This is a genomic window from Parasphingomonas zepuensis, from assembly GCF_036663735.1.
In the GTDB taxonomy this organism is placed as follows: Bacteria; Pseudomonadota; Alphaproteobacteria; order Sphingomonadales; family Sphingomonadaceae; genus Sphingomonas.
This window is the reverse complement of the sequence record NZ_JAXOJO010000001.1, coordinates 938100-959693: the sequence shown is the minus strand read 5'-3', so window position 1 is coordinate 959693 and position 21594 is coordinate 938100. Positions and strand designations below refer to the sequence as shown.

Annotated in this window: 22 protein-coding genes and 1 tRNA gene; 7 read left to right on the top strand and 16 right to left on the bottom strand. The window is 66.0% G+C overall.

The window, feature by feature from the left end; translation table 11 throughout:
* Window positions 1–47 precede the first annotated feature (47 nt).
* Together U1769_RS04630 and U1769_RS04625 are read right to left on the bottom strand one after the other, a co-directional pair.
* Window positions 48–416: a response regulator transcription factor gene (locus U1769_RS04630; RefSeq protein ID WP_332712590.1), complete on the bottom strand. Its 369-nt coding sequence runs from the start codon at window positions 414–416 to the stop codon at window positions 48–50.
* 106 nt (window positions 417–522) lie between these two features.
* Window positions 523–1140 carry a response regulator transcription factor gene (locus tag U1769_RS04625; RefSeq protein ID WP_332712588.1) on the bottom strand — a complete coding sequence of 206 codons (618 nt, stop codon included), beginning with the start codon at window positions 1138–1140 and terminating at the stop codon, window positions 523–525.
* A gap of 184 nt (window positions 1141–1324) precedes the next feature.
* Between U1769_RS04625 and U1769_RS04620 the strand changes: the two genes are divergently transcribed.
* Window positions 1325–2137 carry an alpha/beta fold hydrolase gene (locus U1769_RS04620; protein WP_332712585.1) on the top strand — a complete coding sequence of 271 codons (813 nt, stop codon included), beginning with the start codon at window positions 1325–1327 and terminating at the stop codon, window positions 2135–2137.
* Here the strand turns inward: U1769_RS04620 and U1769_RS04615 are convergent.
* Window positions 2124–3533: an acetamidase/formamidase family protein gene (locus U1769_RS04615; RefSeq protein WP_332712583.1), complete on the bottom strand. Its 1410-nt coding sequence runs from the start codon at window positions 3531–3533 to the stop codon at window positions 2124–2126. The two genes, U1769_RS04620 and U1769_RS04615, sit on opposite strands and share 14 nt — an antisense overlap.
* A gap of 164 nt (window positions 3534–3697) precedes the next feature.
* Window positions 3698–3788 (bottom strand) — tRNA-Ser (locus U1769_RS04610).
* Between the two features lie 99 nt (window positions 3789–3887).
* Here U1769_RS04610 and U1769_RS04605 point away from each other — a divergent pair.
* Window positions 3888–4751, top strand: coding sequence for a peptidylprolyl isomerase (locus U1769_RS04605; RefSeq protein ID WP_332712580.1), 864 nt, complete (start codon window positions 3888–3890; stop codon window positions 4749–4751).
* A 15-nt stretch (window positions 4752–4766) separates the two neighbouring features.
* On the opposite strand, the gene U1769_RS04600 is transcribed toward U1769_RS04605, so the two are convergent.
* From U1769_RS04600 to U1769_RS04585, 4 genes are read right to left on the bottom strand one after another with little or no spacing between them, the layout of a single operon-like run.
* Entirely contained in the window at window positions 4767–5363 is a 597-nt protein-coding gene (locus U1769_RS04600; RefSeq protein ID WP_332712579.1) for an ABC-type transport auxiliary lipoprotein family protein, read from the bottom strand.
* An 8-nt stretch (window positions 5364–5371) separates the two neighbouring features.
* On the bottom strand, window positions 5372–6343 hold the full coding sequence (locus tag U1769_RS04595; RefSeq protein WP_332712577.1) for an MlaD family protein: 972 nt from the start codon (window positions 6341–6343) through the stop codon (window positions 5372–5374).
* Window positions 6343–7200: an ABC transporter ATP-binding protein gene (locus tag U1769_RS04590; RefSeq protein WP_332712575.1), complete on the bottom strand. Its 858-nt coding sequence runs from the start codon at window positions 7198–7200 to the stop codon at window positions 6343–6345. The genes U1769_RS04595 and U1769_RS04590 overlap by 1 nt, the downstream gene beginning before the upstream one ends.
* Window positions 7197–8303, bottom strand: coding sequence for an ABC transporter permease (locus tag U1769_RS04585; protein ID WP_332712572.1), 1107 nt, complete (start codon window positions 8301–8303; stop codon window positions 7197–7199). The genes U1769_RS04590 and U1769_RS04585 overlap by 4 nt, the downstream gene beginning before the upstream one ends.
* Window positions 8304–8365: 62 nt before the next feature.
* On the opposite strand from U1769_RS04585, the gene U1769_RS04580 reads away from it, so the two are divergent.
* The gene (locus U1769_RS04580; protein ID WP_332712570.1) at window positions 8366–9052 is read left to right on the top strand and encodes an HAD family hydrolase; all 687 of its coding nucleotides are present in this window, start codon (window positions 8366–8368) and stop codon (window positions 9050–9052) included.
* A 4-nt stretch (window positions 9053–9056) separates the two neighbouring features.
* Here U1769_RS04580 and U1769_RS04575 read toward each other — a convergent pair whose 3' ends face one another.
* Genes U1769_RS04575 through U1769_RS04565 form a run of 3 tightly spaced genes read right to left on the bottom strand, consistent with a single transcriptional unit; the run spans window position 9057 to window position 14740 of the window.
* The gene (locus U1769_RS04575; RefSeq protein ID WP_332712568.1) at window positions 9057–10322 is read right to left on the bottom strand and encodes a DUF445 domain-containing protein; all 1266 of its coding nucleotides are present in this window, start codon (window positions 10320–10322) and stop codon (window positions 9057–9059) included.
* Between the two features lie 54 nt (window positions 10323–10376).
* The gene (locus tag U1769_RS04570; protein ID WP_332712565.1) at window positions 10377–13547 is read right to left on the bottom strand and encodes an efflux RND transporter permease subunit; all 3171 of its coding nucleotides are present in this window, start codon (window positions 13545–13547) and stop codon (window positions 10377–10379) included.
* Between the two features lie 5 nt (window positions 13548–13552).
* The gene (locus U1769_RS04565) at window positions 13553–14740 is read right to left on the bottom strand and encodes an efflux RND transporter periplasmic adaptor subunit (RefSeq protein ID WP_332713662.1); all 1188 of its coding nucleotides are present in this window, start codon (window positions 14738–14740) and stop codon (window positions 13553–13555) included.
* Window positions 14741–14976: 236 nt separating this feature from the next.
* Between U1769_RS04565 and U1769_RS04560 the strand changes: the two genes are divergently transcribed.
* The gene (locus tag U1769_RS04560) at window positions 14977–15240 is read left to right on the top strand and encodes a GlsB/YeaQ/YmgE family stress response membrane protein (RefSeq protein ID WP_332712563.1); all 264 of its coding nucleotides are present in this window, start codon (window positions 14977–14979) and stop codon (window positions 15238–15240) included.
* Window positions 15241–15327: 87 nt separating this feature from the next.
* Window positions 15328–16050 (top strand): SIMPL domain-containing protein, encoded by a 723-nt coding sequence (locus tag U1769_RS04555; RefSeq protein ID WP_332712560.1) that lies wholly within the window; start codon window positions 15328–15330, stop codon window positions 16048–16050.
* A 57-nt stretch (window positions 16051–16107) separates the two neighbouring features.
* Here the strand turns inward: U1769_RS04555 and U1769_RS04550 are convergent, their stop codons facing one another.
* The 3 genes from U1769_RS04550 to U1769_RS04540 form a co-directional block, all read right to left on the bottom strand.
* Window positions 16108–16359, bottom strand: a complete 252-nt coding sequence (locus U1769_RS04550) for a GlsB/YeaQ/YmgE family stress response membrane protein (protein ID WP_332713659.1) — start codon at window positions 16357–16359, stop codon at window positions 16108–16110.
* Between the two features lie 162 nt (window positions 16360–16521).
* Window positions 16522–16821: a CtrA inhibitor SciP gene (gene sciP / locus U1769_RS04545; RefSeq protein ID WP_299854972.1), complete on the bottom strand. Its 300-nt coding sequence runs from the start codon at window positions 16819–16821 to the stop codon at window positions 16522–16524.
* A 77-nt stretch (window positions 16822–16898) separates the two neighbouring features.
* On the bottom strand, window positions 16899–17297 hold the full coding sequence (locus U1769_RS04540; protein WP_332712551.1) for a hypothetical protein: 399 nt from the start codon (window positions 17295–17297) through the stop codon (window positions 16899–16901).
* 29 nt (window positions 17298–17326) lie between these two features.
* On the opposite strand from U1769_RS04540, the gene mnmA reads away from it, so the two are divergent.
* Window positions 17327–18433 carry a tRNA 2-thiouridine(34) synthase MnmA gene (gene mnmA, locus U1769_RS04535; RefSeq protein WP_332712549.1) on the top strand — a complete coding sequence of 369 codons (1107 nt, stop codon included), beginning with the start codon at window positions 17327–17329 and terminating at the stop codon, window positions 18431–18433.
* 3 nt (window positions 18434–18436) lie between these two features.
* Here the strand turns inward: mnmA and U1769_RS04530 are convergent, their stop codons facing one another.
* Entirely contained in the window at window positions 18437–20125 is a 1689-nt protein-coding gene (locus U1769_RS04530; RefSeq protein ID WP_332712546.1) for a GMC oxidoreductase, read from the bottom strand.
* A 16-nt stretch (window positions 20126–20141) separates the two neighbouring features.
* The gene (locus tag U1769_RS04525; RefSeq protein ID WP_332712544.1) at window positions 20142–20705 is read right to left on the bottom strand and encodes a gluconate 2-dehydrogenase subunit 3 family protein; all 564 of its coding nucleotides are present in this window, start codon (window positions 20703–20705) and stop codon (window positions 20142–20144) included.
* Window positions 20706–20847: 142 nt separating this feature from the next.
* Here U1769_RS04525 and U1769_RS04520 point away from each other — a divergent pair, with 142 nt between their 5' ends.
* Window positions 20848–21594, top strand: coding sequence for a ThuA domain-containing protein (locus U1769_RS04520; protein WP_332712541.1), 747 nt, complete (start codon window positions 20848–20850; stop codon window positions 21592–21594).

The following is a 21594-nucleotide window of genomic DNA, read 5'->3' as shown; positions in this document are numbered from 1 at the left end:
GCCTTGTCGAGAAAGCCGACGGAATAGTCCAGCGACCGCGCGGCGGTTCAGGAGTCCAGCGCGCGCTGGATACAAGCGACCAGCGCATCGGCCTCGAACGGCTTGCGCAAAAGGCAGAACAGGCCGGCGGCCTCGCCGCGCTCGTCGATCGAGCGCTCGGTGCGCGCGGTGACGAGGATCACGGGCAGCGGACGCGCACGCGCCTCGCCCAACTGTGCGGCGAGATCGAAGCCGCTGATGCCGGGGAGCTGGAGATCGGTGACCAGGCAATCGGCACGATCGAGCGCGGGGTCCGTCAGGAATTCCTCAGCCGAGACGAAGCCGGCACCATCGTAACCGAGCGACCGCATCAGCCCGACAAGGGCATGGCGCAGCGATTCGTCGTCTTCGACGATGGCGATCAGGGGCTTGGGCAACGCGACGCTTTCCTTCCACCGGGTAAGCGTTGATCGATGCCGTCCCGGTCCCGGGCTCTGCCAGAAGCCGGCGCCGAGGGGAATTATCCGATCGTATTACGCGCTTTTACGGAGCCTTCACGCCCAGCTTTTCCGCCATGCGCACCAGATCGGGCAGGGTGCGCGCGCCCATTTTGCGCATCGCCGCGCCGCGGTGAATCTTCACCGTCACCTCGCTCAGGCCGAGCTCATAGGCCGCCTGCTTGTTCATTCGCCCGGCAGTGACCAGCGCCATCACCTGCTGTTCGCGCGGCGACAGCGTCGCATGGCGCGTCTTCAGTCCAGCATCGTCGCTCTGTTCGGTCCGGCGTGCCCGGTCGCGCTCGATCGCGATCGCGACGGCGTCGAGCAGGTCCTGGTCGCGGAACGGCTTGACCAGAAAGTCGATCGCGCCTGCCTTCATCGCGCGAACCGACATCGGGATATCGCCATGCCCGCTCATCAGCACCGCCGGCAGGCCGATGCCCAGTTCGTCGAGCCGATCCTGGAAATCCAGGCCCGAAATACCGGGCAGGCGCACGTCGAGCACCAGGCACCCCGGCGCATCCTCACGCGGCGCCTCCAGGAAGCCGGCGACCGAGGCATGCCCGCGCGCGACGATACCGACCGAGCGGAACAGGCTCTCGAGCGCGCTCCGCAGCGAATCGTCATCGTCGACGATATGGATAACGGCCGTTTCCCCCATGGCCGTGCGATACCGTGGCCCCGGCTGAGCGGCAAGAACACAACCGCTCGGCGCCGATACCTTGGTCCGTGCCGACCATACTATGGTTCAATAGCCCGGGCTTCTCCTTGCTGCTGAGAAGTGCCCGCTTCCCTGCGGCCATCGACTGCATGTGCGGAGCGATCTCTCGGGAAAGGATATGACCATGTTCAAGCGCTTCAAGGTTTCAGCCGCGCTTCTGCTCGGCACGCTGGGTCTGCTCGGCCTGGCCGCCAATGCTCGGGCGCAATCCGCCGCTGCACCGGCGACCAGGCCAACCGTCGTGCTCGTCCACGGCGCCTTCGCTGAATCCGCCAGCTGGAACGGCGTGGTCGCGCGGTTGGCGCGGGACGGTTATCCGGTCGTGGCCGCCGCCAATCCGTTGCGCAGCGTCAAGGGCGATGCGGCTTTCGTCGCGGCGATCCTCAGCAGCATCAAGGGCCCGGTCGTGCTGGTCGGCCACTCTTACGGTGGCGCAGTGATCAGCGCTGCGGCGGTCGGTCACGACAACGTCAAGGCGCTGGTCTACGTCGCTGCCTTCCTGCCCGAAGCCGGCGAGACCAGCCTGGGCCTCAGCGGCAAGTTTCCCGGCTCGACGCTCGGCGGAGCCCTCGCGGCGCCGGTCGTGCTGTCGGACGGCAATCAGGATCTCTATATCCGGCCGGACCGGTTCCGCGCGCAATTCGCGGCCGATGTCCCAGCCGCCGAAGCCGTCCTGATGGCAGCTACGCAACGCCCGATCACGCAGGCCGCGCTGGGCGAGCCGTCCGGCGAACCCGCGTGGCGGACGATACCGTCCTGGGCGATCTATGGCAGCGCCGATCTCAATATCCCGGCTGCGGCCCATGCGTTCATGGCGAAGCGCGCGGGCGCTCGCCGGATCGTCGAAGTGAAAGGCGCCTCGCACGTCGTGATGATCTCTCATCCGGATCAGGTCGCCGCGATGATCGAGGAAGCGGCTACGGCTACCGCGCAATGAGGTCTCGCCGGGCGGGCAGCGCCTGCCCGGCACGGTCTGGTGGACGCTGGCACCTGTGCTCAGGGCGTCGTCCCGGGCGTCCCGGATGGGACGGCCGGGATGACGCTCGTTCTCGGCGGCAGGATTGCTTGTCCAGTCGGGCCGCAACCCCGACGCTGCGCCCGGCGAGATTGGGCACTGAATAGCGCATGGCGGCACCGGATATCTGGGCGGCCTGGGACAGCGTCAGGCCATAATCCTGCTGGAGCCACTGGATCATGCCCGTGCTGGCCATTTTGATCGCTTCGTCGAGCGAGCCTGCCTGGCCAAGCACCATGATTTCACGGGGCGATTCTACCCGCGGGGCACCGATCCGCTTGCCCTTGATCAGATCTACGGAGAACTCGACGTCCATCGACGTCTCGAGCGCATATTGCGATGTCTCGCCATCCCCCTGAAGGGCATGGGCATCGCCCAGATAGAGCAGCGCGCCGGGTTGCTGCACCGGCAGATAGATAGTGTTCCCCTCGACCACCTCATTGAAGTCCATATTGCCACCCGAAGGACCCGTATCGCCGGTCGACAGCGGAGCGGAGCCGAATCCCGGCGCGAGCGCGAGGCCACCCAGCATCGGCTTCAACGCCACGGAAAACCCGGCCAGCGCGCCGGTCGCGTTCTCCGGTCGCGCCAGCCCCGCCGCCCGATCTAGACGCCAGCGCACCGGTTTTCCGAGCTCCCCCGCCTTCGCAGCGAGGCTCAGGCCCATGGCGCGGCCAACGATCGAGTCGAGGCTGTCGGCATAATCGCGGTTCGGCCGCAACCGCTTGATGTGGATCGCCAGCACGTCGCCCTGAGCGGCGCCCGCCACGAAGAACGGCCCCGTCTGCGGATTCCCGAACAGCGCGCGCGTCACCCCTTCTGCGTCGACGCCGCCGGAATCGATCGTGGTCGTCGCCACGCTGTCGCCTGGCCAGATCGTCAGCACCGGCAACCGGTGGGGATCGAAGCTGTTGGCATAATCGGCGGGCTGGAAATGATAAGTGCGTGGCGGCCCGGCCGGCCGGTCGGCAATGCGCCGGGCCGTGAACGCGTGGACGGCGCGGCGATCGGGAAAATTATTGTCCGGAAAATCGGCGCTGCCGGCCATCGCGCCGCCGCGGGCCGTTCCGGCAAAACGGTAGATCCTGTCCCTGCGATCCTTCGCCTCGAAGCGGATCGCGTCACCGCTGACGGCGCCGGTAAGGGCATCCCCGTCGAGGTCCCCGGACAAGCTTCCGCGATCCCGCACCAGGGTGAGAGTCGAGTAAGCCGGATTGCCCCACATGTCCTGTACGATGACCCATGTTTCGGCCGGCGAAGCGGCCCAGCTGGGTGTCGAGAGCGCACTCAGCCACAGGAAAGCGAACAGCCACCGCATGATACCGTCTCCGACAAGCAACGACTACATTTGTAGTCGTTCTTATGGCGAGAGGCAAATTATAGCGTATTGCGCCCCAGCCGCGCGTGGTCATGGGGACATCCATGGTTCAGATGAGGCTCGTTCACCATCATGTCGTTTGATCAGGTGCCCGGTGCGGGGATTGGCGGAGCGGGAGGGATTCGAACCCTCGATACGCTTTTGGCGTATACTCACTTTCCAGGCGAGCGCCTTCGACCACTCGGCCACCGCTCCGCATTCCCTGGCAGGAGCGTGCCCCCTAGAGGCTGGCGCCCGCGCGCGCAAGCGGCGCGGCGATTGCGTGGGCCGCGGCCTTCGTGGCACAGATGCGCGATGCTGATCCCGCTCCTTGCGCTGCTTGCCGGCGACCAGGCCGCTCCGGTGCCGCCGGCGCCGCTCCTTCCGTCCGATGCGATCGCGGCCGACTGGCGGGCGATTCCGGACGACGAACTGATGATCGTCACCCTGAGCGGCAACCGCGTGGTCGTGATCCGGCTCGCCCCGCGCTTCGCGCCGGCCCATGTCGCCAATGTCCGTCGGCTCGCCCTGACCCATTGGTGGGATCGGACGAGCGTTTATCGCGTGCAGGAGAATTGGGTCACGCAATGGGGCGACGAAACCGAGAAGAAGCCGCTTCCCGACACCGTCGTTCCGTCACCGGCGGCGGAATTCGACATTCCCGCGTTCGATGCCGCGCAGCGCCTGACCCGGCCGGATGCCTATTCGACTGCCTCGGGCGTCACTGCCGATGGCTGGCCGATCGCGACCGATGGCAGGGCCGCGTGGATGCCGCATTGCTACGGCACGGTCGGCGTGGCGCGGGACGCGTTGCCGAACACCGGCAGCGGATCGGAGCTGTTCACCCCGATCAGCGGCGCGGCGCGGCGGCTGGATCGCAACTACACGATCGTCGGGCGGATCATCGAAGGCATGAAATATCTGTCGGCGTTACCGCGCAGCGACGCCGCGATGGGCGTCTATGCCACCGCGCCGGAGCGCACCGCCATCGTTTCGGTGCGGCTCGCCAGCGAGTTGCCCGAAGCGGCGCGGCCCAGGTTCGAATACCGATCGACCGACAATGCGCGCTTCGCTGCCTTTATCAGGCTGCGCGAGAACCCGGCACCGCCGACGGTCGGGCTCGGCGGCATCGACATTTGTGACCTGCCGCTCGCGGCGCGCCGGGTCGGCACGCAATAGCGATCCAAATGTGCTTCAGCGGCCGACCCAATCGGCGACCGCCGCGGCGACCTGATTGGCGGCCTGGTTGATCCCGATCCCGGCCGGGCCGGCCTCGATCGCTGCAACCGGCACCCGCGCCTCGAACCGACGCTTCTCGATCACATTGCCTTCCTTGCGCACCAGCGCCGCGTCATAGATCACCACTGCCTGAGACGTCCCGGCCTCCACGCCGAACGCGCGGAGCTCGCCGGACAGCCGTGCGCCGGGATCGCCCAGCGACTGCGCGCCGCCGAGCACGACGCGGCCGGTCTTCGCGCCGATGGTGTCCGACAGCAGCCGGGCGAACAGACGGGCAGGCGGCTCGACCCACACCGCGTCGGCGATATAGGCAAGGTCGGTATCGCTGGTCTGCACCGGCACGCGTTGCGTGGCGAGCGCCTGCGAGACCGCCGGCACGAGGATCGTGATCGTCGGCGCGCTCGCGGTCGACTGGGTCTGGCCGGGCGGGACTGCAGCCGCCGACGTGATCGTCAGCAGCGACGGCGGCGGCTTCGCGCCGAAGCTGATACAGCCGGCAAGCGGCGCCAGCGCCAGCAGCATCAGTGCGGAACTGAAGGGGCGAGTGCGCATCGGGAGCCTCATTTCTTCTTGCCCTTATAGTCCGGGAGCTTGGGTCCGCCGACGAGCGAGCCTGCCCCGCCCTGGTCGATCTTCTCGGCGACCGAGGTCAGCGCCGCCGACATGACGCGCAGATCGCGCACCAGCTGTCCGATCTCGGGCATGGTCTGCTTGGAGAAGGACTGGATGCCGGGCCGCGCCTCGCCGATGGCAGAATCGAGCGACACCATGCTGTGCTGCGCGGCGGCGACCGCCTTGTTGAGATTCTGCATCGCCGGCCGCACATCCTCGGCCATCACGCTGTTGGTGGTGCTGGCGAGCTGACCGATCTGCTGCGCCGCGTCGCCCGCCTTCTGGATCGCCCCCCGCGTCTCCGCGATGGTAGCCGCGATCTCCGGCCCGCGATCGGCCAAAGCGCCGGTCAGGCGGTTGGTATTGGCGAGGATGCCGCTGATCGAAGCCTGATTCTTGTCGGACAGCATTTCGGTCAGCCGCTCCGTCAGCGTCGAAATCCGCTCGAGCAGTTTCGGCGCAGAATTGAGCAAGGCGCCGAGGCCGCCCTGCTTGGGCGGGATGACCGGCACGCCGAACGGACAATCGACCTCGGGACGGACCTCCGGGCAGCTGATCGGCGGGGCGCCCTTGACCGCGCCGTCGAGCTGGATCTGGCTGACGCCGGTAAAGCCGACGCCCTGGATCGTCGCCGTGGTTCCCTGAAGCACCGGCGTCTGATCGTTGACGCTGATGCGGACGCGGACGAACTGCGGATCCGGCTTCCACAGCGCGATTTCCTTGACCTGGCCAGACGGCACACCCGAAAAGGCGACTGCCGAGCCCTTGTTCAGGCCATCGACCGACTGCTTGAAGAAGATGTCATATTCCTTCTCCGAGCTGCCGCTGAGGCGGGCAATCCATACGGTGAAGATCGCGAGCACCGCCAGCAGGATCAGCACGACGGCACCGACAAGGACGTGGTTCGAGCGGGTTTCCATCAGTCGTCAGCCCCTGTCTTTTCGTCGACCCTAGCGCCGGCCGGTGCGGCGGTCTGCTCCGCCTGGCGGGCGCGTTCGAGCGTCGCCGTGGCCGCCCGGCCGCGCGGGCCCTTGAAATATTCCTGGATCCACGGGTGATCCAACGCGAGAAGCTCGTCGATGGTGCCGACAGCGATCACCTTCTGGTCGGCCAGCACCGCGACCCGGTCGCAGATCGCATAGAGCGTATCCAGATCATGGGTGATCAGGAACACGGTCAGCCCCATCGTCTTCTGCAGCGAGGCAATCAGCTCGTCGAACGCTGCCGCGCCGATCGGGTCGAGTCCCGCGGTCGGCTCGTCGAGGAACAGGAGTTCGGGGTCGAGCGCGAGCGCGCGCGCCAGCCCGGCGCGCTTGCGCATGCCGCCCGATAGCTCGGCGGGGAATTTCGGCCCTGCATCCGGCGACAGGCCCGTCATCACCACCTTGTAGCCCGCGATCTCGTCGAGGAGCGCCTGATCGAGGTCGGGATAGAATTCGCGCAGCGGCACCTGGGTGTTCTCGGCGACCGTCAGCGTCGAGAACAGCGCACCGCCCTGGAACAGCACGCCCCAGCGCTTGCGCAGGTCGACTGCCTCGGTTTCGTCGCGGTCGATCGTCTGCTCGCCGAACACGGTGATCTCGCCCTCATCGGGCACCTGCAGGCCGATGATCGATCGCATCAACACCGATTTGCCGGTGCCCGAGCCGCCGACAACGCCGAAAATCTCGCCGCGCTTCACGTCGAGGTCAAGGCCGTCATGGACGACCTGTTCGCCAAAGCTGTTCTTCAGCCCGCGTACGCAGATCACCGACTCGCCGCTATCGCCCGGGCTCATATCCATCCGACCCAAGTGAAGAACACCGCGAACACCGCGTCGAGCACGATCACCAGAAAGATCGCCTGGACGACAGCGGCCGTGGTGCGCATGCCGACCTGTTCGGCATCGGCCTCGACCTGCATGCCCTGAAAGCAGCCGGCGATGGCAATGATCGCGCCGAATACCGGCGCCTTGACCAGCCCGACCCACAGATCGGTGATCGGCACGACCTCCCGGATACGCTGGATGAAAGTGATCGGTGGGATGCCAAGCGAAATCCAGCAGAACAGGCCGCCGCCGATGATCGAGATCAGCGAAGCGTAGAAGCCGAGCAGCGGCATCATCACCACCGCCGCGATCACCCGGGGCAGCACCAGCGCCTCCATCGGCGACACGCCGATCGTGCGCATCGCGTCGATCTCTTCGGTCAGCTTCATCGTGCCCAGCTGGGCGGCGAAGGCTGATCCGGAACGGCCCGCGACCATGATCGCGGTCATCAGCACGCCGAGCTCGCGCAGCGTGATTCGGCCGATCAGGTTGATCGTGAAGACTTCGGCACCGAACTGACGGAGCTGGACCGCGCCCTGCTGGCCGATGACGATGCCGATCAGGAAGCTCATCAGGCCGATGATGCCCAGCGCGGTCACGCCGACCACCTCGAAGCGCTGGACCGTGGCGTTGAACCGGAAGCGTCGATGGCGGACGACGCTGCCGAACGCTAGAACCGTCGCGCCCAGGAAGCCGAGCAGGCCGTACAGGGTCTTCAGACTCATGACGACGGCGTCGCCGACCTCGCCAACCACACGAACGAAGCCGATCGCGGCGGCAGGCCGCATCGCGACGGGCTGGTCAGCGGCCTCGACCTGCTGGAGGAGATGCGTGCTGTCCGGGTTCAGCCCTTCGATCCGGGCGCCGTGCTGAGCCGCGAAGCGGTGGACCAGCCAGGCGCCGATCGTATCGATCCGGTCGATCCCGCTGAGATCGATCACGGCGACCGCGCCATCATAGCTGCGCAGCCGCTCCGGCAGATCGCCGATCTGGGCCAGCGAAAGATTACCGGAGAATCGCAGAACATCGCCGTCACCGGCGCTGTCGTGCGAAAAGGCGGCCATCCCGTTCATATCGCGCACCATTGGTGCAATCGCGCTGGATCGGCAAGCCGCGCCGTGCATAGGGTGAGAGGATGCATACCCCGATTCAGCACAAGCTTGCCATTTACGACATGGACAGGACAGTCACGCATGCGCCGACCTGGACGTCGTTCCTGATCGAGACCGCACGACGGCAGGCGCCGTGGCGGCTGGCGCTGGTGCCGGTCGCGGTCGTCGCCGCCGCGGCCTATGCGGCGAAGGTAATCGATCGCGGCCGGCTGAAGCAGATCACGCAGCGCTTGATGCTCGGCCACGCGATGCGTGACGCTGATGCCCGTCGTGCCGCGGCACACTTTGCCGACCGGGTCATTGCCTCCGGCGTCTTCGCCGGCGCGCGGGCGCAGATCGCGGCCGACCGCGCGGCGGGGTACCGGCTGGTCATGGCGACGGCATCGTACCGCTTCTACGCGGGTGAGATCGCGGAAAGGCTCGGCTTCGACGCCGTGATCGGTACTGAAGTCGAACGGATCGACGATCGTCTGCGCGCGCAGATTTCGGGGGAGAATTGCTACGGCCCCGCCAAGCTGCGGATGATCCAGGCCTGGATGGCGGCCAACGGCATCGATCGGGCCGATACGGCGATCCGATTCTATTCCGATCACGTTTCGGACGCGCCGGTGCTAGATTGGGCGGACGAGGCCTTTGCCGTCAACGCGCATGGACCGCTCCGCACCCTCGCTCGTACCAAAGGCTGGCCGATCGTCGACTGGGAGCGATAGCGGCTCACAGAAGCACGTCCACGCTGTGGATGATCAGGCCAACCAGGCCGCCCACGAGCGTGCCGTTCACCCGGATATATTGCAGATCGCGGCCAACCGCGTTTTCGAGCCGGCGGGTAATCGTGCGCGCGTCCCAGCCGCGGACCGTCTCGGAAACCAGGCGCACGATTCCGTCGCCATAATCCGCCGCCATGCCCACGGCGGTACGACGCACGAATCGGTTGATCGTCGCGCGCAGCAGGAGATCGTGCTGCAGCGTGTCGCCCAGTTGGCGCAGGGCCTCGCCGAGCTGGCCGGTCAGCGCGGCGTCGGGATCGCGCGCGATGCGCAGCATGGCGGCGCGCGCCTGCTCCCAGATCCCGTCGAGCCATCGCTGCATCGCCGGATTGTCGATGATCTCCGCCTTCAATGCTTCGACGCGCCCGCGCATCTTCTCGTCATGCTGGAGATCGTAAGCAAGCGCGACCAGCCCTTCCTCGGCCTTGGCGCGCAGGGGGTGGCCGGGATCTTCCGCCATGTCGTGAAGAAGGGTGTTCAGCCCGTCGATGATCTTGTTGGCAAGGGTTTCGTCGAGCCCGGTCCAGCGCATCACCGATCCGGCGCGTTCATGGACTATCGCCCGGATCATGTGCTCGTTCGCGGCAAGGATCTTCGCGGCCCAGCGGACGATTCCGTCGAGCAGCGGCGCGTGGCGGCCTTCGGCGATGGCCGCGGTCAGGGCCTGACCCAGTAGAGGCGAGACGTCGAGCGCACGCAGCCGCTGACCGATCGTCGTCTTGACCATGCCGCCGAGGCGCTGCTGATCGAACGCATCGAGCATGTCGGCGGCGAGCCGGGACGCGCCTTTGCGCAGCCGGCCCTGAGTGCCGGCCGGGCTGGCCAGCCAGCGGCCCGCTGCGCCGGCCACGTCGAGTTGGCGCATCCGCCGCGCGACGACGCCGGGGATGAGGAAATTGTCGCGGAGGAACGAAGCGAGCGTCTCGCCGATGCGATCCTTATTGCGCGGGATGATCGCCGTGTGGGGAATCGGCAAGCCCAGCGGATGGCGGAACAGGGCGGTGACAGCGAACCAGTCGGCCAGCCCGCCGACCATCGCTGCCTCGGCAAAGGCGCGAACGAAGCCTATCGCCGGATGCACATGGTCAAGCGCGCGGGCCGTGAGGAAGGTCGCCGCCATCACGACCAGCAGCCCTGTTGCGATCCAGCGCATCCGGCGCAGGCCCGGCGGAATGGATTCTCCGTTGCGCGGTGCGCGGGCAAGCAGCTTCATGCCCGAAACAATCCCCGAAACCGGGGATTGTTCAAGTGCGAAGTCGATTTAGCGTCATTCGGCTGGCTGCGGCTCGTCGTCACCGGCGCGATGCACGATCGTCGCCGGGCCCCGGCCGATCTTGGGCGGGGTCGGATCATGATCGATCACCGGCCGGCCGTCGTCGCCCGGACGATAGGTCAGGAGGCGTCGGCCCAGCTTCGGCCCGATCCAGCGCTCGATCCCGACCGCGAGGCTGAAGCTCGCCGGAACGATCACCAGCGTCAGCACGGTGGAGAGGATCAGCCCGCCGATCACGACGATGCCCATCGGCGCGCGCCAGGATCCGTCCCCGCCAAGCGACAAGGCGGTCGGCACCATGCCAGCGACCATGGCGACCGTGGTCATCACGATTGGCTGGGCGCGCTTGTGGCCGGAATCGACGATCGCGACCACCGTGTCGACGCCCTTGCTCATCTCCTCCAGCGCGAAATCGATCAGCAGGATGGAGTTCTTGGCGACGATGCCGAGCAGCATCAGGATACCGATGAACACTGGCATGGAAACGGGGTTGCTGGTGATGATCAGCCCGATCAGCCCGCCCAGCGGTGCGACGAGGAGCGACAGCATGTTGACGAACGGGGGCAGGAGGCGGCGATAGAGCAGGACCAGCACCGCGAACACCAGGAAGATGCCGGCGACAACGGCCACGATGAAATTGTTGACCATTTCGGCCTGCCACTTGGCCTGGCCGAGCGTCAGCTTGCTGATGCCGACGGGCAGGTTCTTCATCGCCGGCAGATCGTCAATCTGCTTCATCGCGACGCTCGAGACGATCTGCTTGCCGTCCTTGCCGGAGCCGCGGTCGGCGCCGATCGTGAGCTGGCGCTGCTGCGCGACGCGCTCGATCTTGGTCGGTCCGGCGCCGAAACCGATCTCGGCGACGAGGCTCAGCGGCACCGAACCGCCGCTTGCGGTCTGTACCGGCAGGTTCTGGATCGTCGACAGCCGCTGTCGCGCATTCTGGTCAAGCGCGACGCGGATCGGGATCTGGCGGTCGGACAGCGAGAATTTCGCGCTGTTCTGATCGATATCGCCAAGCGTCGCGATGCGGATCGCCGAGGACAGGGCCTGGGTCGTCACACCGAGATTGGCAGCCAGATCCATGCGCGGCGATATGACGATCTCGGGACGCTGCAGGTCTCCGTTGATGCGCGGCGCGACGATCGCCGGCAGCTTCTGCATCTGCTCGACGATCTTGATTGCGGTGTCGCGCAACTGCTTGGGATCGTCGCCGCCCAGTGTGATGGTCAGGTCGCGACCGCTGCCGCCCCAGCCATTGCTTGAGCGGAAGGAAACTCGGGCGTCGGCGATCCTGGCTAGCTCCGGTGCGAGCGACCGCTCGAAATCGGTGCTCTTCATCGTTTTTTCGGGCTTGAAGATCGCGGTGACGCGGCCGTTGCCGACAAAGGCGCGCGAATAGACCGATTCCACGTCGGGCTGCTTTTGCAGGAAGTCTGCCACGCGGCGCACCACCAGCTTGGTCTCGGCGAGCGTGGTGCCCGGCACCATCTCGATATTCGCGGTGCTCGCGTCCTGATCCTGATCCGGCTGGAACGTCATCGGCAGGGTCATGAACAGCACGATGGTCAGCGCGAAGGAGACGACGCCGCCGACGACCGCCGACCAGCGATGGTTCAGCGTCCATTTGAGCGTCGCGATGTAGATGTCCATGATCCGCCCCTCGCCGTGCGAGGCATGGCCCTTCGCCTTGAGGAAATAGGCGGCGATCATCGGGGTGACGAGCCGCGCCACGGCAAGGCTCATCAGCACCGAGACGACGACGGTCAGGCCGAAATTCTTGAAGAACTGGCCCGAAATCCCCGGCATCAGGCCGACCGGCAGGAACACGGCGACAATCGACATGGTCGTTGCGAGCACGGCAAGGCCGATCTCGTCGGCGGCGTCGATCGACGCCTGATAGGCGGTTTTGCCCATGCGCATGTGTCTGACGATATTCTCGATCTCGACGATCGCATCATCGACAAGCACGCCGGCCACCAGGCTCAGCGCCAGCAGGGTCATCTGGTTCAGGTTGAACCCGAGCAGGTCCATGAACCAGAAGGTCGGGATCGCCGAAAGCGGGATGGCCAGCGCCGAGATGATCGTCGAGCGCCAGTCGCGCAGGAACAGGAAGACGACGAGCACCGCGAGCACGGCACCCTCGACCATTGCCTCCATTGCCGAGTGATATTGCATCTCGGCATATTTCACTTCGTTGAAGATCAGCTGGAAATGGACCTTCGGATTGCGCTTTTCGAGTGCTTCCAGCTTTTCCTTGGCGCCGTGATATACCGACACGTCGGACGCGCCTTTGGAGCGCTGGAAGTCGAAGCTCAGCACCTGCCGGCCGTTCATCTCGGACGCGGAGCGCTGCTCGGCGTAGAGATCGCGGACCTGGGCGATGTCCGACAGCTTGACCGTCCGGCCGCCGCCGACCGCGATCTGGGTCTGGCCGAGGTCATAGGCGTTCTTGGCGTTGCCGAGCACGCGGACCGACTGTTCCGAACCGGCGATCTCCGCGCGACCACCCGCCGCGTTGAGGTTCACCTGGCGCAGCTGCTGGTTGACCTGGCTTGCGGTCAGTCCCTGCGACTGGAGCTTGGCGGGATCGAGGATCACGCGGATTTCGCGATCGACGCCGCCATTGCGGCTGACCGTCGCCATGCCGGGAACCGCCAGCAGCTCCTTGGCGACATTGTTGTCGATGTACCAGCTCAGCTGCTCGATCGTCATGTCGGTGCTGACGGCGGCGTAGCTGGCGAGATCGTTGCCCGACGTGTTGGCGCGGGACACCTGCGGCTCGAGGATGCCGTCAGGCAGGTCGGAACGGATCTGCTGAACCGCGCTGCGGACGTCCTCGACCGCACGATCGATCGGCGTGCCGATGTTGAGCTGGACGATCGTGACCGAGCTGCCCTCGGTCACGGTGGAATTGATTTCGTCGATACCCTGGAGGCTGCGGACGGCGGCCTCGACTTTCTGGGTGATCTGGGTCTCGAGCTCGGTCGGTGCCGCGCCGGGCTGGCTGATCTGGACGATCACCACCGGGAAATCGATATCCGGGTCGTTGTTCACCTCCATCGTGCTGAAACTGACCAGCCCGGCCACCGTCAGCATGAAGAACAGCACGATCGACGGAATTGGATTCCGGATCGACCAGGCGGAGATGTTGCGAAAGCTCATGGCGTTCAGCCTTGCGTTTTCTGGAGGATCGGCTTGATCTTCTGCCCGGCGTTCAGGAACGCGCCGGCCGAGAGCACGACGCGTTCAGTGCCTTTTAGCCCGTCGACGATCGATACGCCCGTGTCGGAAACCTCGCCGAGCTTGACCGAACGGCGCTCGACCTTGTCGCCAGCGCCGACGATATACACGAAATTGCCGCGATCGTCGCTCTGGATCGCCGAGTTCGGCAGCTGCGGCATGTCGCTCGATCCGCGCCGGATCGTTGCCGACGCGAAGCCGCCCGGCTTGAGCGCTGGGTTATAGCTGAGCGCGATGCGGGCGATGCCCTGCCGCGTCTGCGGATCGATGACCGGGGATACCTGCCATACCTGGCCGGTGAAGGCCGTATCGCCACCAACGGGCGTTACATTGGCCGAAACACCGACGGGCAGGCCGACCAGATCGGCCTCACTCAGCTGCGCGCGCATCTCCATCTCGCCGCCTTTCGCCATGCGGAAGAGCGTGCCCGAACCCGAACTGACGATCTGGCCCGGTTCCACGCTACGGGTGAGAACCAGGCCGGCTGCCGGCGCGCGGATATCCAATCGGCCCGTCCGGGCATTCTGCTCGCCAAGCTGGGCCTGGGCCACGCGCACCCGTGCCACGGCGGCGTCGCGGGTCGCCGCTTTGCGCTCGAGATCGGCCTTGGAGATGAAACCGCGGTTGACGAGCTGCTGTGCCCGCTCGAGCTCCGCCTGTGCGATCGCCGCATCGGACCGTGCCACGTTCACCTGCGCGGCGAGCGAGGCCCCGGTCTGGATCTGCACCGCGCGGTCGACCGTGGCGAGCACCTGGCCCGCGCCGACCCACTGGCCGGGCTCGACCAGGACGCGCGTGATCATGCCGCCTTCGCCGGCGACGCCGACCGGCATTTCGCGGCGCGCGGCGAGCGTGCCGGTGGCCGAGATGATTCGGGCCGCCGCATGGCGCCCGGGAACGGCCACCGACACGGTCGGCAGCTGATCGCTCGCACCGCCCTGAGCGGCTGCGCCTGCCGGCTTCTTGCCGCCCGACATGGCGTAGACGGCGGCCACGACGAGAAGGATCGCGAGGACGGCCGCACCGATGATCCACCAGCGGTGATTCGAGCGACCTTCCTCCCCCGGCAGTGCCAGGTGATCGTCCGTCCCGAAGCCCGGCTGCCCATAATTCATGTGCGTCACTTTCCCGTCCCGCCCCCATCGGCGCCGTCGTTATCGTCCGACTGTATTATAGAAATAAGTCACCGACCTCAAGAGGCCGTTTTACGGCCGCTGGCAATGGCCGTTCCGGACTGTTTTCGCAAGTGTTACACAACGTTGCCGAGAAGAAACGCTTGCATATCGCGGTCATGGGCGCGAGCGTCGCCCCGGATGCGCGGACAGCGTGCCGCAATCGAGGGGAGTGATCGATGCCGAATTCCTTTTTGGGCTGGATTCTCATCGGCCTGGTTGCCGGTGTCCTTGGCAAGATGCTCATGCCGGGCAAGGATCCGGGCGGGTTCGTCGTGACGATACTGATCGGCATCGCCGGCGCGCTGCTCGCCGGCTATCTCTCGCCGGCGCTCGGTCTGAACGTCACTGCGGTCTGGTGGCAGAGCTATGCCGCTGCCACGGTCGGCGCGATCATATTGCTGGCACTGTACCGGCTGGTGATGACACGCCGGGTGCGTTGAGGCGGATCGCGTTCAGCTGAGGTTGCCCGCGCACCTGCAAAGGAAATGGGCGGGCCATTCGGTCCGGTTCGATACGGGAGTAAACTGATGCGTTATCTTGCGACCGCCGTGGCGCTCGCCGCCCTGCCGCTCACTCAATCGCCTGCCCTGGCGCAGACGGGCTCTCCCGTCATTGCCGACGGGACGACTCTGGACGTTACAGCGGAAGGACAGACGACCCGCGTGCCTGACGTAGCCACGATTCGCGCAGGCGTGGTGACCCAGGGCGCCACCGCCGCGGCAGCGCTCGCCGAGAATGGCACGCGCATGGCGGCGGTGCTCGACGCCCTGAAGCGCGCCGGTGTGGCGCAGCGCGATATCCGGACCGCGAATGTCAGTCTCAGCCCCCAATATCGCTATGCCGAGAACCAGCCGCCGGTGATCATCGGCTATCAAGCGAACAACAATGTCTCGATCCGGTTTCGCGACATCGCAAAATCGGGCACGATCCTGGATGCGCTGGTGAAGCAGGGCGCGAACCAGATCGACGGACCCAGCCTGTCGATCGACCAGCCGGATGCGGCGCTGGACGAGGCCCGTACCGATGCGGTCAAGCGCGCCCGGGCGCGGGCGGAGCTCTATGCCCGCGCTGCTGGCCTCACCGTGTCGCGCATTGTCTCGATCACCGAGAATGGCCAGAATGACGGCAGCACGCCGCCACCGATCCTCTATGCACGGGCTGGACTCGCCGCCGCCGATTCCGCCACGAAGGTCGTGGCGGGCGAGACCGATGTGACGGTAACCCTGAGCGTGCGGTTCCTGCTGAAGTAGGAATCAAAACGGGCCGCCCGGTTGCCCGGGCGGCCCGTGTTTGACGCTGTTCCGATGTTAGCGGACGCTGCCGCGGCGGATCAGATTGACGATCGCAAGCAGAATCACCGCGCCGATCAGCGAATAGATGAACGTCGGAATGGTGATGACCTGGTTGATGCCGCCTCCAAACAGGAAGGAAGCGATCACCGAACCGATAATCCCGACGACGACGTTCAGGATGATACCCTGCTGGCCATCCGTGCGCATAAGCATGCTTGCAAGCCACCCGACTACGCCGCCGACCACGAGCCAAATAATGATATTCATCTCTTCCCTCCGTTGCTCCCGGCATTGCCCGGGCTCGGACAGGAAAGACTCACGACTGCTTCGATTTGTTCCGCTGGCGTTTCGCTCGGTCAAAAACGACGCCCCCGCATCCATCGTTCCGGATACGGGGGCGCAGACGATCAGCTGAAGTTTGCCGGATACTCAGTATTTCTGCTGGCGCTCGTAGAGGGAACGATAATGCTGGATCCGGGTGACGCGCAGCCCGGGCATGCCGGAACGATCGATCGCGCGCTGCCAGCCGGCGAATTCCTCGACGGTCAGGCTGTAGCGGTCGCACACCTCGTCGACCGAGAGCAGGCCGCCATTGACGGCTGCCACTACCTCGGCCTTGCGGCGCACCACCCACCGCGTCGTCTCCGGCGGTGGCAGGGTATCCAGGGTCAGCGGTTCGCCGAGCGGGCCGATCACCTTGGCCGGGCGAATCTTCTGGTTTTCGATCATTCTTTCAACCTCGATCGGGGCCGGCGGGCCCCATTTCTCACTGATCGCCATCCTAGGCTCGCGGACTTGAACATGGGTTAAAGCGGCGCGGTAAACGGTGGATTCACACCTTCCGCTTCGTGTGTCAGCATCGCGGCGACCAGGAGGTTGAACGCGCCGTGGTCGGGCGCGAACCAGCTAGCCTGGCTGAACGCCGGCACGAGATGCGTATGGAGCAGCGCCGTCGGGCTCGCGGCCTGGCGCGCAGCGATGCCCACCATCAATACGGCCAGATCGGGCGGCAGGACCGTAACGCTGGCGTCCGCCTCGAAACGGGAAAAACTGAGATCCATGGCATCCTTTTCCGGCGGCGGAGACTCGATGAACGACCGATCTAGGGGGCAGGGTCTAAAGGACCGGTAAAGCTCCCGAAGAATCTGCGGAAAAGAAGAATGGAGAAGATCGTACTTGGCATGCTCAACGCGCGCGCTTTGCATCGCGGGCCCCGGCGGCCTATCTGGCCCCCATGATCGAGGGTGATTTCCAGCTGGGGCCTGACCTGCGCGGCAAGCGCATCGTCGTCGCGATGTCGGGCGGCGTGGACAGTTCCGTGGTCGCGGCGCTGGCCGCGCGCAGCGGTGCCGAAACCATCGGCGTGACGCTGCAGCTCTACGATCATGGCGAGGCGGTCGGACGTGCCGGCAGCTGCTGCGCCGGCCGCGACATCCGCGACGCGCGTGCGGTGTGCGTCCGGCTGGGCATCGCGCATTATGTTGTCGATCATGAATCGAGCTTTCGCGAGCAGGTGATCGACGGATTCGCCGACGAATATCTGCGCGGGCGGACGCCGATCCCATGCGTCCGGTGCAATATGGGGCCGAAATTCACGGATCTGTTCGGCGTGGCGCGCGATCTCGGCGCCGACTGCCTGGCGACCGGCCATTATGTCCGCCGCGTCGAGGGTGCGGGTGGTGCTGAACTGCACCGCGCCGTCGATCCGGCGCGCGACCAGAGCTATTTCCTATTCGCGACCACGCAGGGCCAGCTCGATTATCTGCGCTTTCCGCTGGGCGGGCTGCCCAAGACGCGGGTGCGCGAACTGGCAGCCGAGCTCGGGCTTGGCGTGGCGGCAAAGCCCGATAGCCAGGACATCTGCTTTGTGCCGGACGGTGACTATGCCGCCTTGGTCAAGAAGCTGCGGCCGGAAGCGGATACGAGCGGCGATATCGTCGATGAGGACGGCCGGACCCTCGGTCGGCACCGCGGCCTGATCCATTTCACCGTAGGGCAGCGGCGCGGGCTGGAGATCGGCGGGACGGCCGAGCCGCTGTATGTGGTGCGGCTCGAACCCGAAACGCGCCGCATCGTCGTCGGCCCGAAGGCTGCGCTGGCGGTCGAGGCGGCGCGGCTGTCGGGAATCAACTGGATCGGCGGCGACCATCAGGGACCGTTGACCGCCAAGGTGCGCTCGCTGGCCAAGCCGGTCGCGGCGCAGCTGGTGGGCGACCGCGTGGCGTTCGACGCGCCGGAATATGGCGTCGCGCCGGGCCAGGCGGCGGTGCTCTATGCCGGGGATCGCGTGCTCGGCGGCGGCTGGATCGAGGAAACCGAGCGCGCTTTGCTTGCTGCCTGAAACTCAGGCCTTGCCGGCGCGGAGGAACTCGACTGCGTGGTGTGCGCCCCGCGCCGACATTGCCATATAGGTCAGCGACGGGTTCTGGCAGCCCGACGAGGCCATGCACGACCCGTCCGTGATGAACAGGTTGGGCACATCGTGCGCCTGATTATACTGGTTGAGCACTGAGGTCTTCGGATCACGGCCCATGCGCGCCGAGCCCATCTCATGGATGCCGAGGCCGAGGCCGCCATAATGTTCGGGCTGGACGATATCGGTACAGCCGACCAGTTCGAGCATGGCACGCGCATCGGCATTGGCCTGATCGATCATCTTCTTGTCTTCGGCACCGAGCGAGACGTCGATATGCGGGATCGGTATCCCCCATTTGTCGGTGCGCGTCTTGTGCAGCGTGACGCGGTTTTCCGGACGCGGCAGCATCTCTCCGAAGCCGCTCAGGTTCAGCGACCAGGGTCCGGGCTTGCGCAGCTTCGCCTTCAGCGCCGCACCCGTTCCGGGCTCGGTGGCGCCGCGCGACCAGCTCGTGCGCAGCCCCCGCCCCTGAAAGCCGAAGCCGCGCGTATAGCCGTCGCCGGGCTCCGTCACGTTGCGGTAGCGCGGGACATAGAAGCCGTTGGGGCGGCGGCCGTGATGATAGATGTCATCGAAACCGGGATAGGTGCCGGTGGCGCCCATGCCGCTGATATGATCGGTCAGGTTGCGCCCGACCATGTCGGATCGGTTGGCGAGGCCGTTGGGAAAGGCTTCCGAGATCGAGGTCAGCAGGATCTGCGCGGTTCCGATGGTCGAGGCGCAGAGGAACACCAGTTTCGCCTCATAGGTCGTGGCAGCTTTGGTCCGCTGGTCGATCACGCGCACGCCGGTCGCCTTGCCGGTCACCGGATCGTGGACGATGCTGTGCGCGATCGCGTCCGTGACGATGGTCAGGTTGCCGGTGTTCGTTGCCGCCGGCAGCGTCGCGCTCAGGCTCGAGAAATAGGCGCCATAGGAACAGCCGCGTTCGCACAGCGAGCGATATTGGCACGCGCCGCGGCCAAGCGCCTCATGCTCGGGGGTCGGCGCGGTCAGATGCGCGCAGCGGCCGGTGATCAGGCGCCTGGTCGGGAAGGCGGCGTGCATCTTGCGGCCGAATTCCTCCTCGACCGGAGTCAGCGCCATCGGCGGCAGGAACTTGCCGTCGGGCAGCTGGGCGAGCCCTTCGGTAGAGCCCGAAATGCCGGCGAAGGTCTCCACATGATCGTACCACGGCGCCATGTCGGCGTAGCGGATCGGCCAGTCGACGCCATGGCCGTCCTTCGCGTTGGATTCGAAATCCATCTCGCTCAGGCGATAGGACTGCCGCGCCCACATCAGCGAGCGCCCGCCCAGGTGATAGCCGCGAATCCAGTAGAAGGGCTTGTTGGCCGGCGTGGTGTAGGGGTGGTCGCTGTCCTTGGTCCACAGATGCTTGTTCGCGCTCGAGAAAGCATAGCATTTGCTCTGGACGGGATAGTCGGCGTCGACCTCCTGCTCGGAGACGAGGCCGTAATTGTCGATCTCCCAGGGCGAGAGGGAATCGGTATAATCGGTGCCGTGCTCGATATGCCGGCCGCGCTCGATCACCAGCGTCTTGAGGCCGCGTTCGGTCAGTTCCTTCGCGGCCCAGCCGCCGCTCATGCCCGATCCGATAACGATCGCGTCGAAGCTCATATTTCCCTCCCGATCATCACCAGCCCGACCATGCCCGCGTGTCTGGCCCCATCTTGACCGACGGTTCCCAGATTCCTGGCGACAGCTCGTAGCGGAGCTCCTGCGTCGCGCCGGGCTCCGACAGATAATATGCCGTCAGCGCGAGCGTCTTGAACCGCCGCCAGACCTTGTCCCTGGCGGCAAAGGCCGCCGCATCATGGGCCTGGAGCAACGCGGCGCGCTGGTCGGCCGGGAGGCTGGCAAAACCGCGTCCGGCGGCAGCCTGCGCCGCGCCGTCGATTGTCTTCAGCACGCCGCGAAAGGCGCCGGCCGTCGCCGGCTTGGCCCAATTGGTCATCATCGCGTCGATGAACGCCGGCACGCCGACCTCCAACGCGCCCGGCGTATCGGTGCGCGGGATCAGTCCTGCACAGACGGCGTCGAGCACGGCCCGTTCCGGCGGGGTGAAGAAGTTTTTGGTGGGAGCGCTCGCAAACGCAAGCTCGGGAAGGCCGGAAACGACTCCGCCGACCAGCAGGATCGCGCGCGCCATGAGCGCCCGCCGATCGAGCGTCCCGTCGAACAGAGGCTCATTGGCCATCCCGTCATCCTCCCGTCTTGCATGAGAGCGCTTGTGCGCTTCCTCGTTGCGGGCCAGACTGCCGGGCGAGGCGGGCCTTGTCCAGCTTTTAGCGTTAGCGGTACCATGCAAAAAAGGCGTGGGTCGATGGGGAGGATGGACGATGAGTTATCTGCTGCGCCTGATGTTGATCCTGGCCGGAGCCGCGACGCTCGCGGGCAGCGCTGCCTGGGCGGGAGAAAAGCCGCGCGTGCTGATCTTTTCCAAGTCGACCGGCTATCGCCATGGCTCGATCGAGGCGGGCGTGGTGGCGCTGAAGGCGCTGGGCGCTCGCGCCGGCATGACCATGATCGCGAGCGAAGATGCGGACATCTTCAGCACCGACGGGCTGAAGGGCGTGGATGCGATCATACTGCTCAGCAACACCAGCGGGAAGGACCCGGCGACCGAATGGTTCACCGGAACGCGGCGCGACGCGTTCGAGGCGTTCGTCCATCGCGGCGGCGGCATCGTCGGCATCCACGCCGCGGCGGATTCGCACTATAACTGGCCCTGGTATGGCCGGATGATCGGCGGGCGGTTCCAGCGCCATCCCAAGGGCACGCCCGAAGGGACCGTCACGGTGGTCGATCCGAAACATCCCGCCATGAAGGGGCTCGCGCCCGTCACCCGGCACGTCGACGAATGGTATTATTACGACGATTACGATCCGCGGCTGCATATCCTCGCAACGGTCGATCCGGCGTCGATCGGCGAAGCTGACGTGAACCCCAATCCGGCGGCGTGGAGCCACGAATTCGAAGGCGGACGGGTATTCTACACCGCGATGGGACACACCGACGAATCCTATCGCGACCCGTGGTTCCTCAAGCAGCTGGAGAACGGGCTGAATTGGGTGATGAAGCGGTAG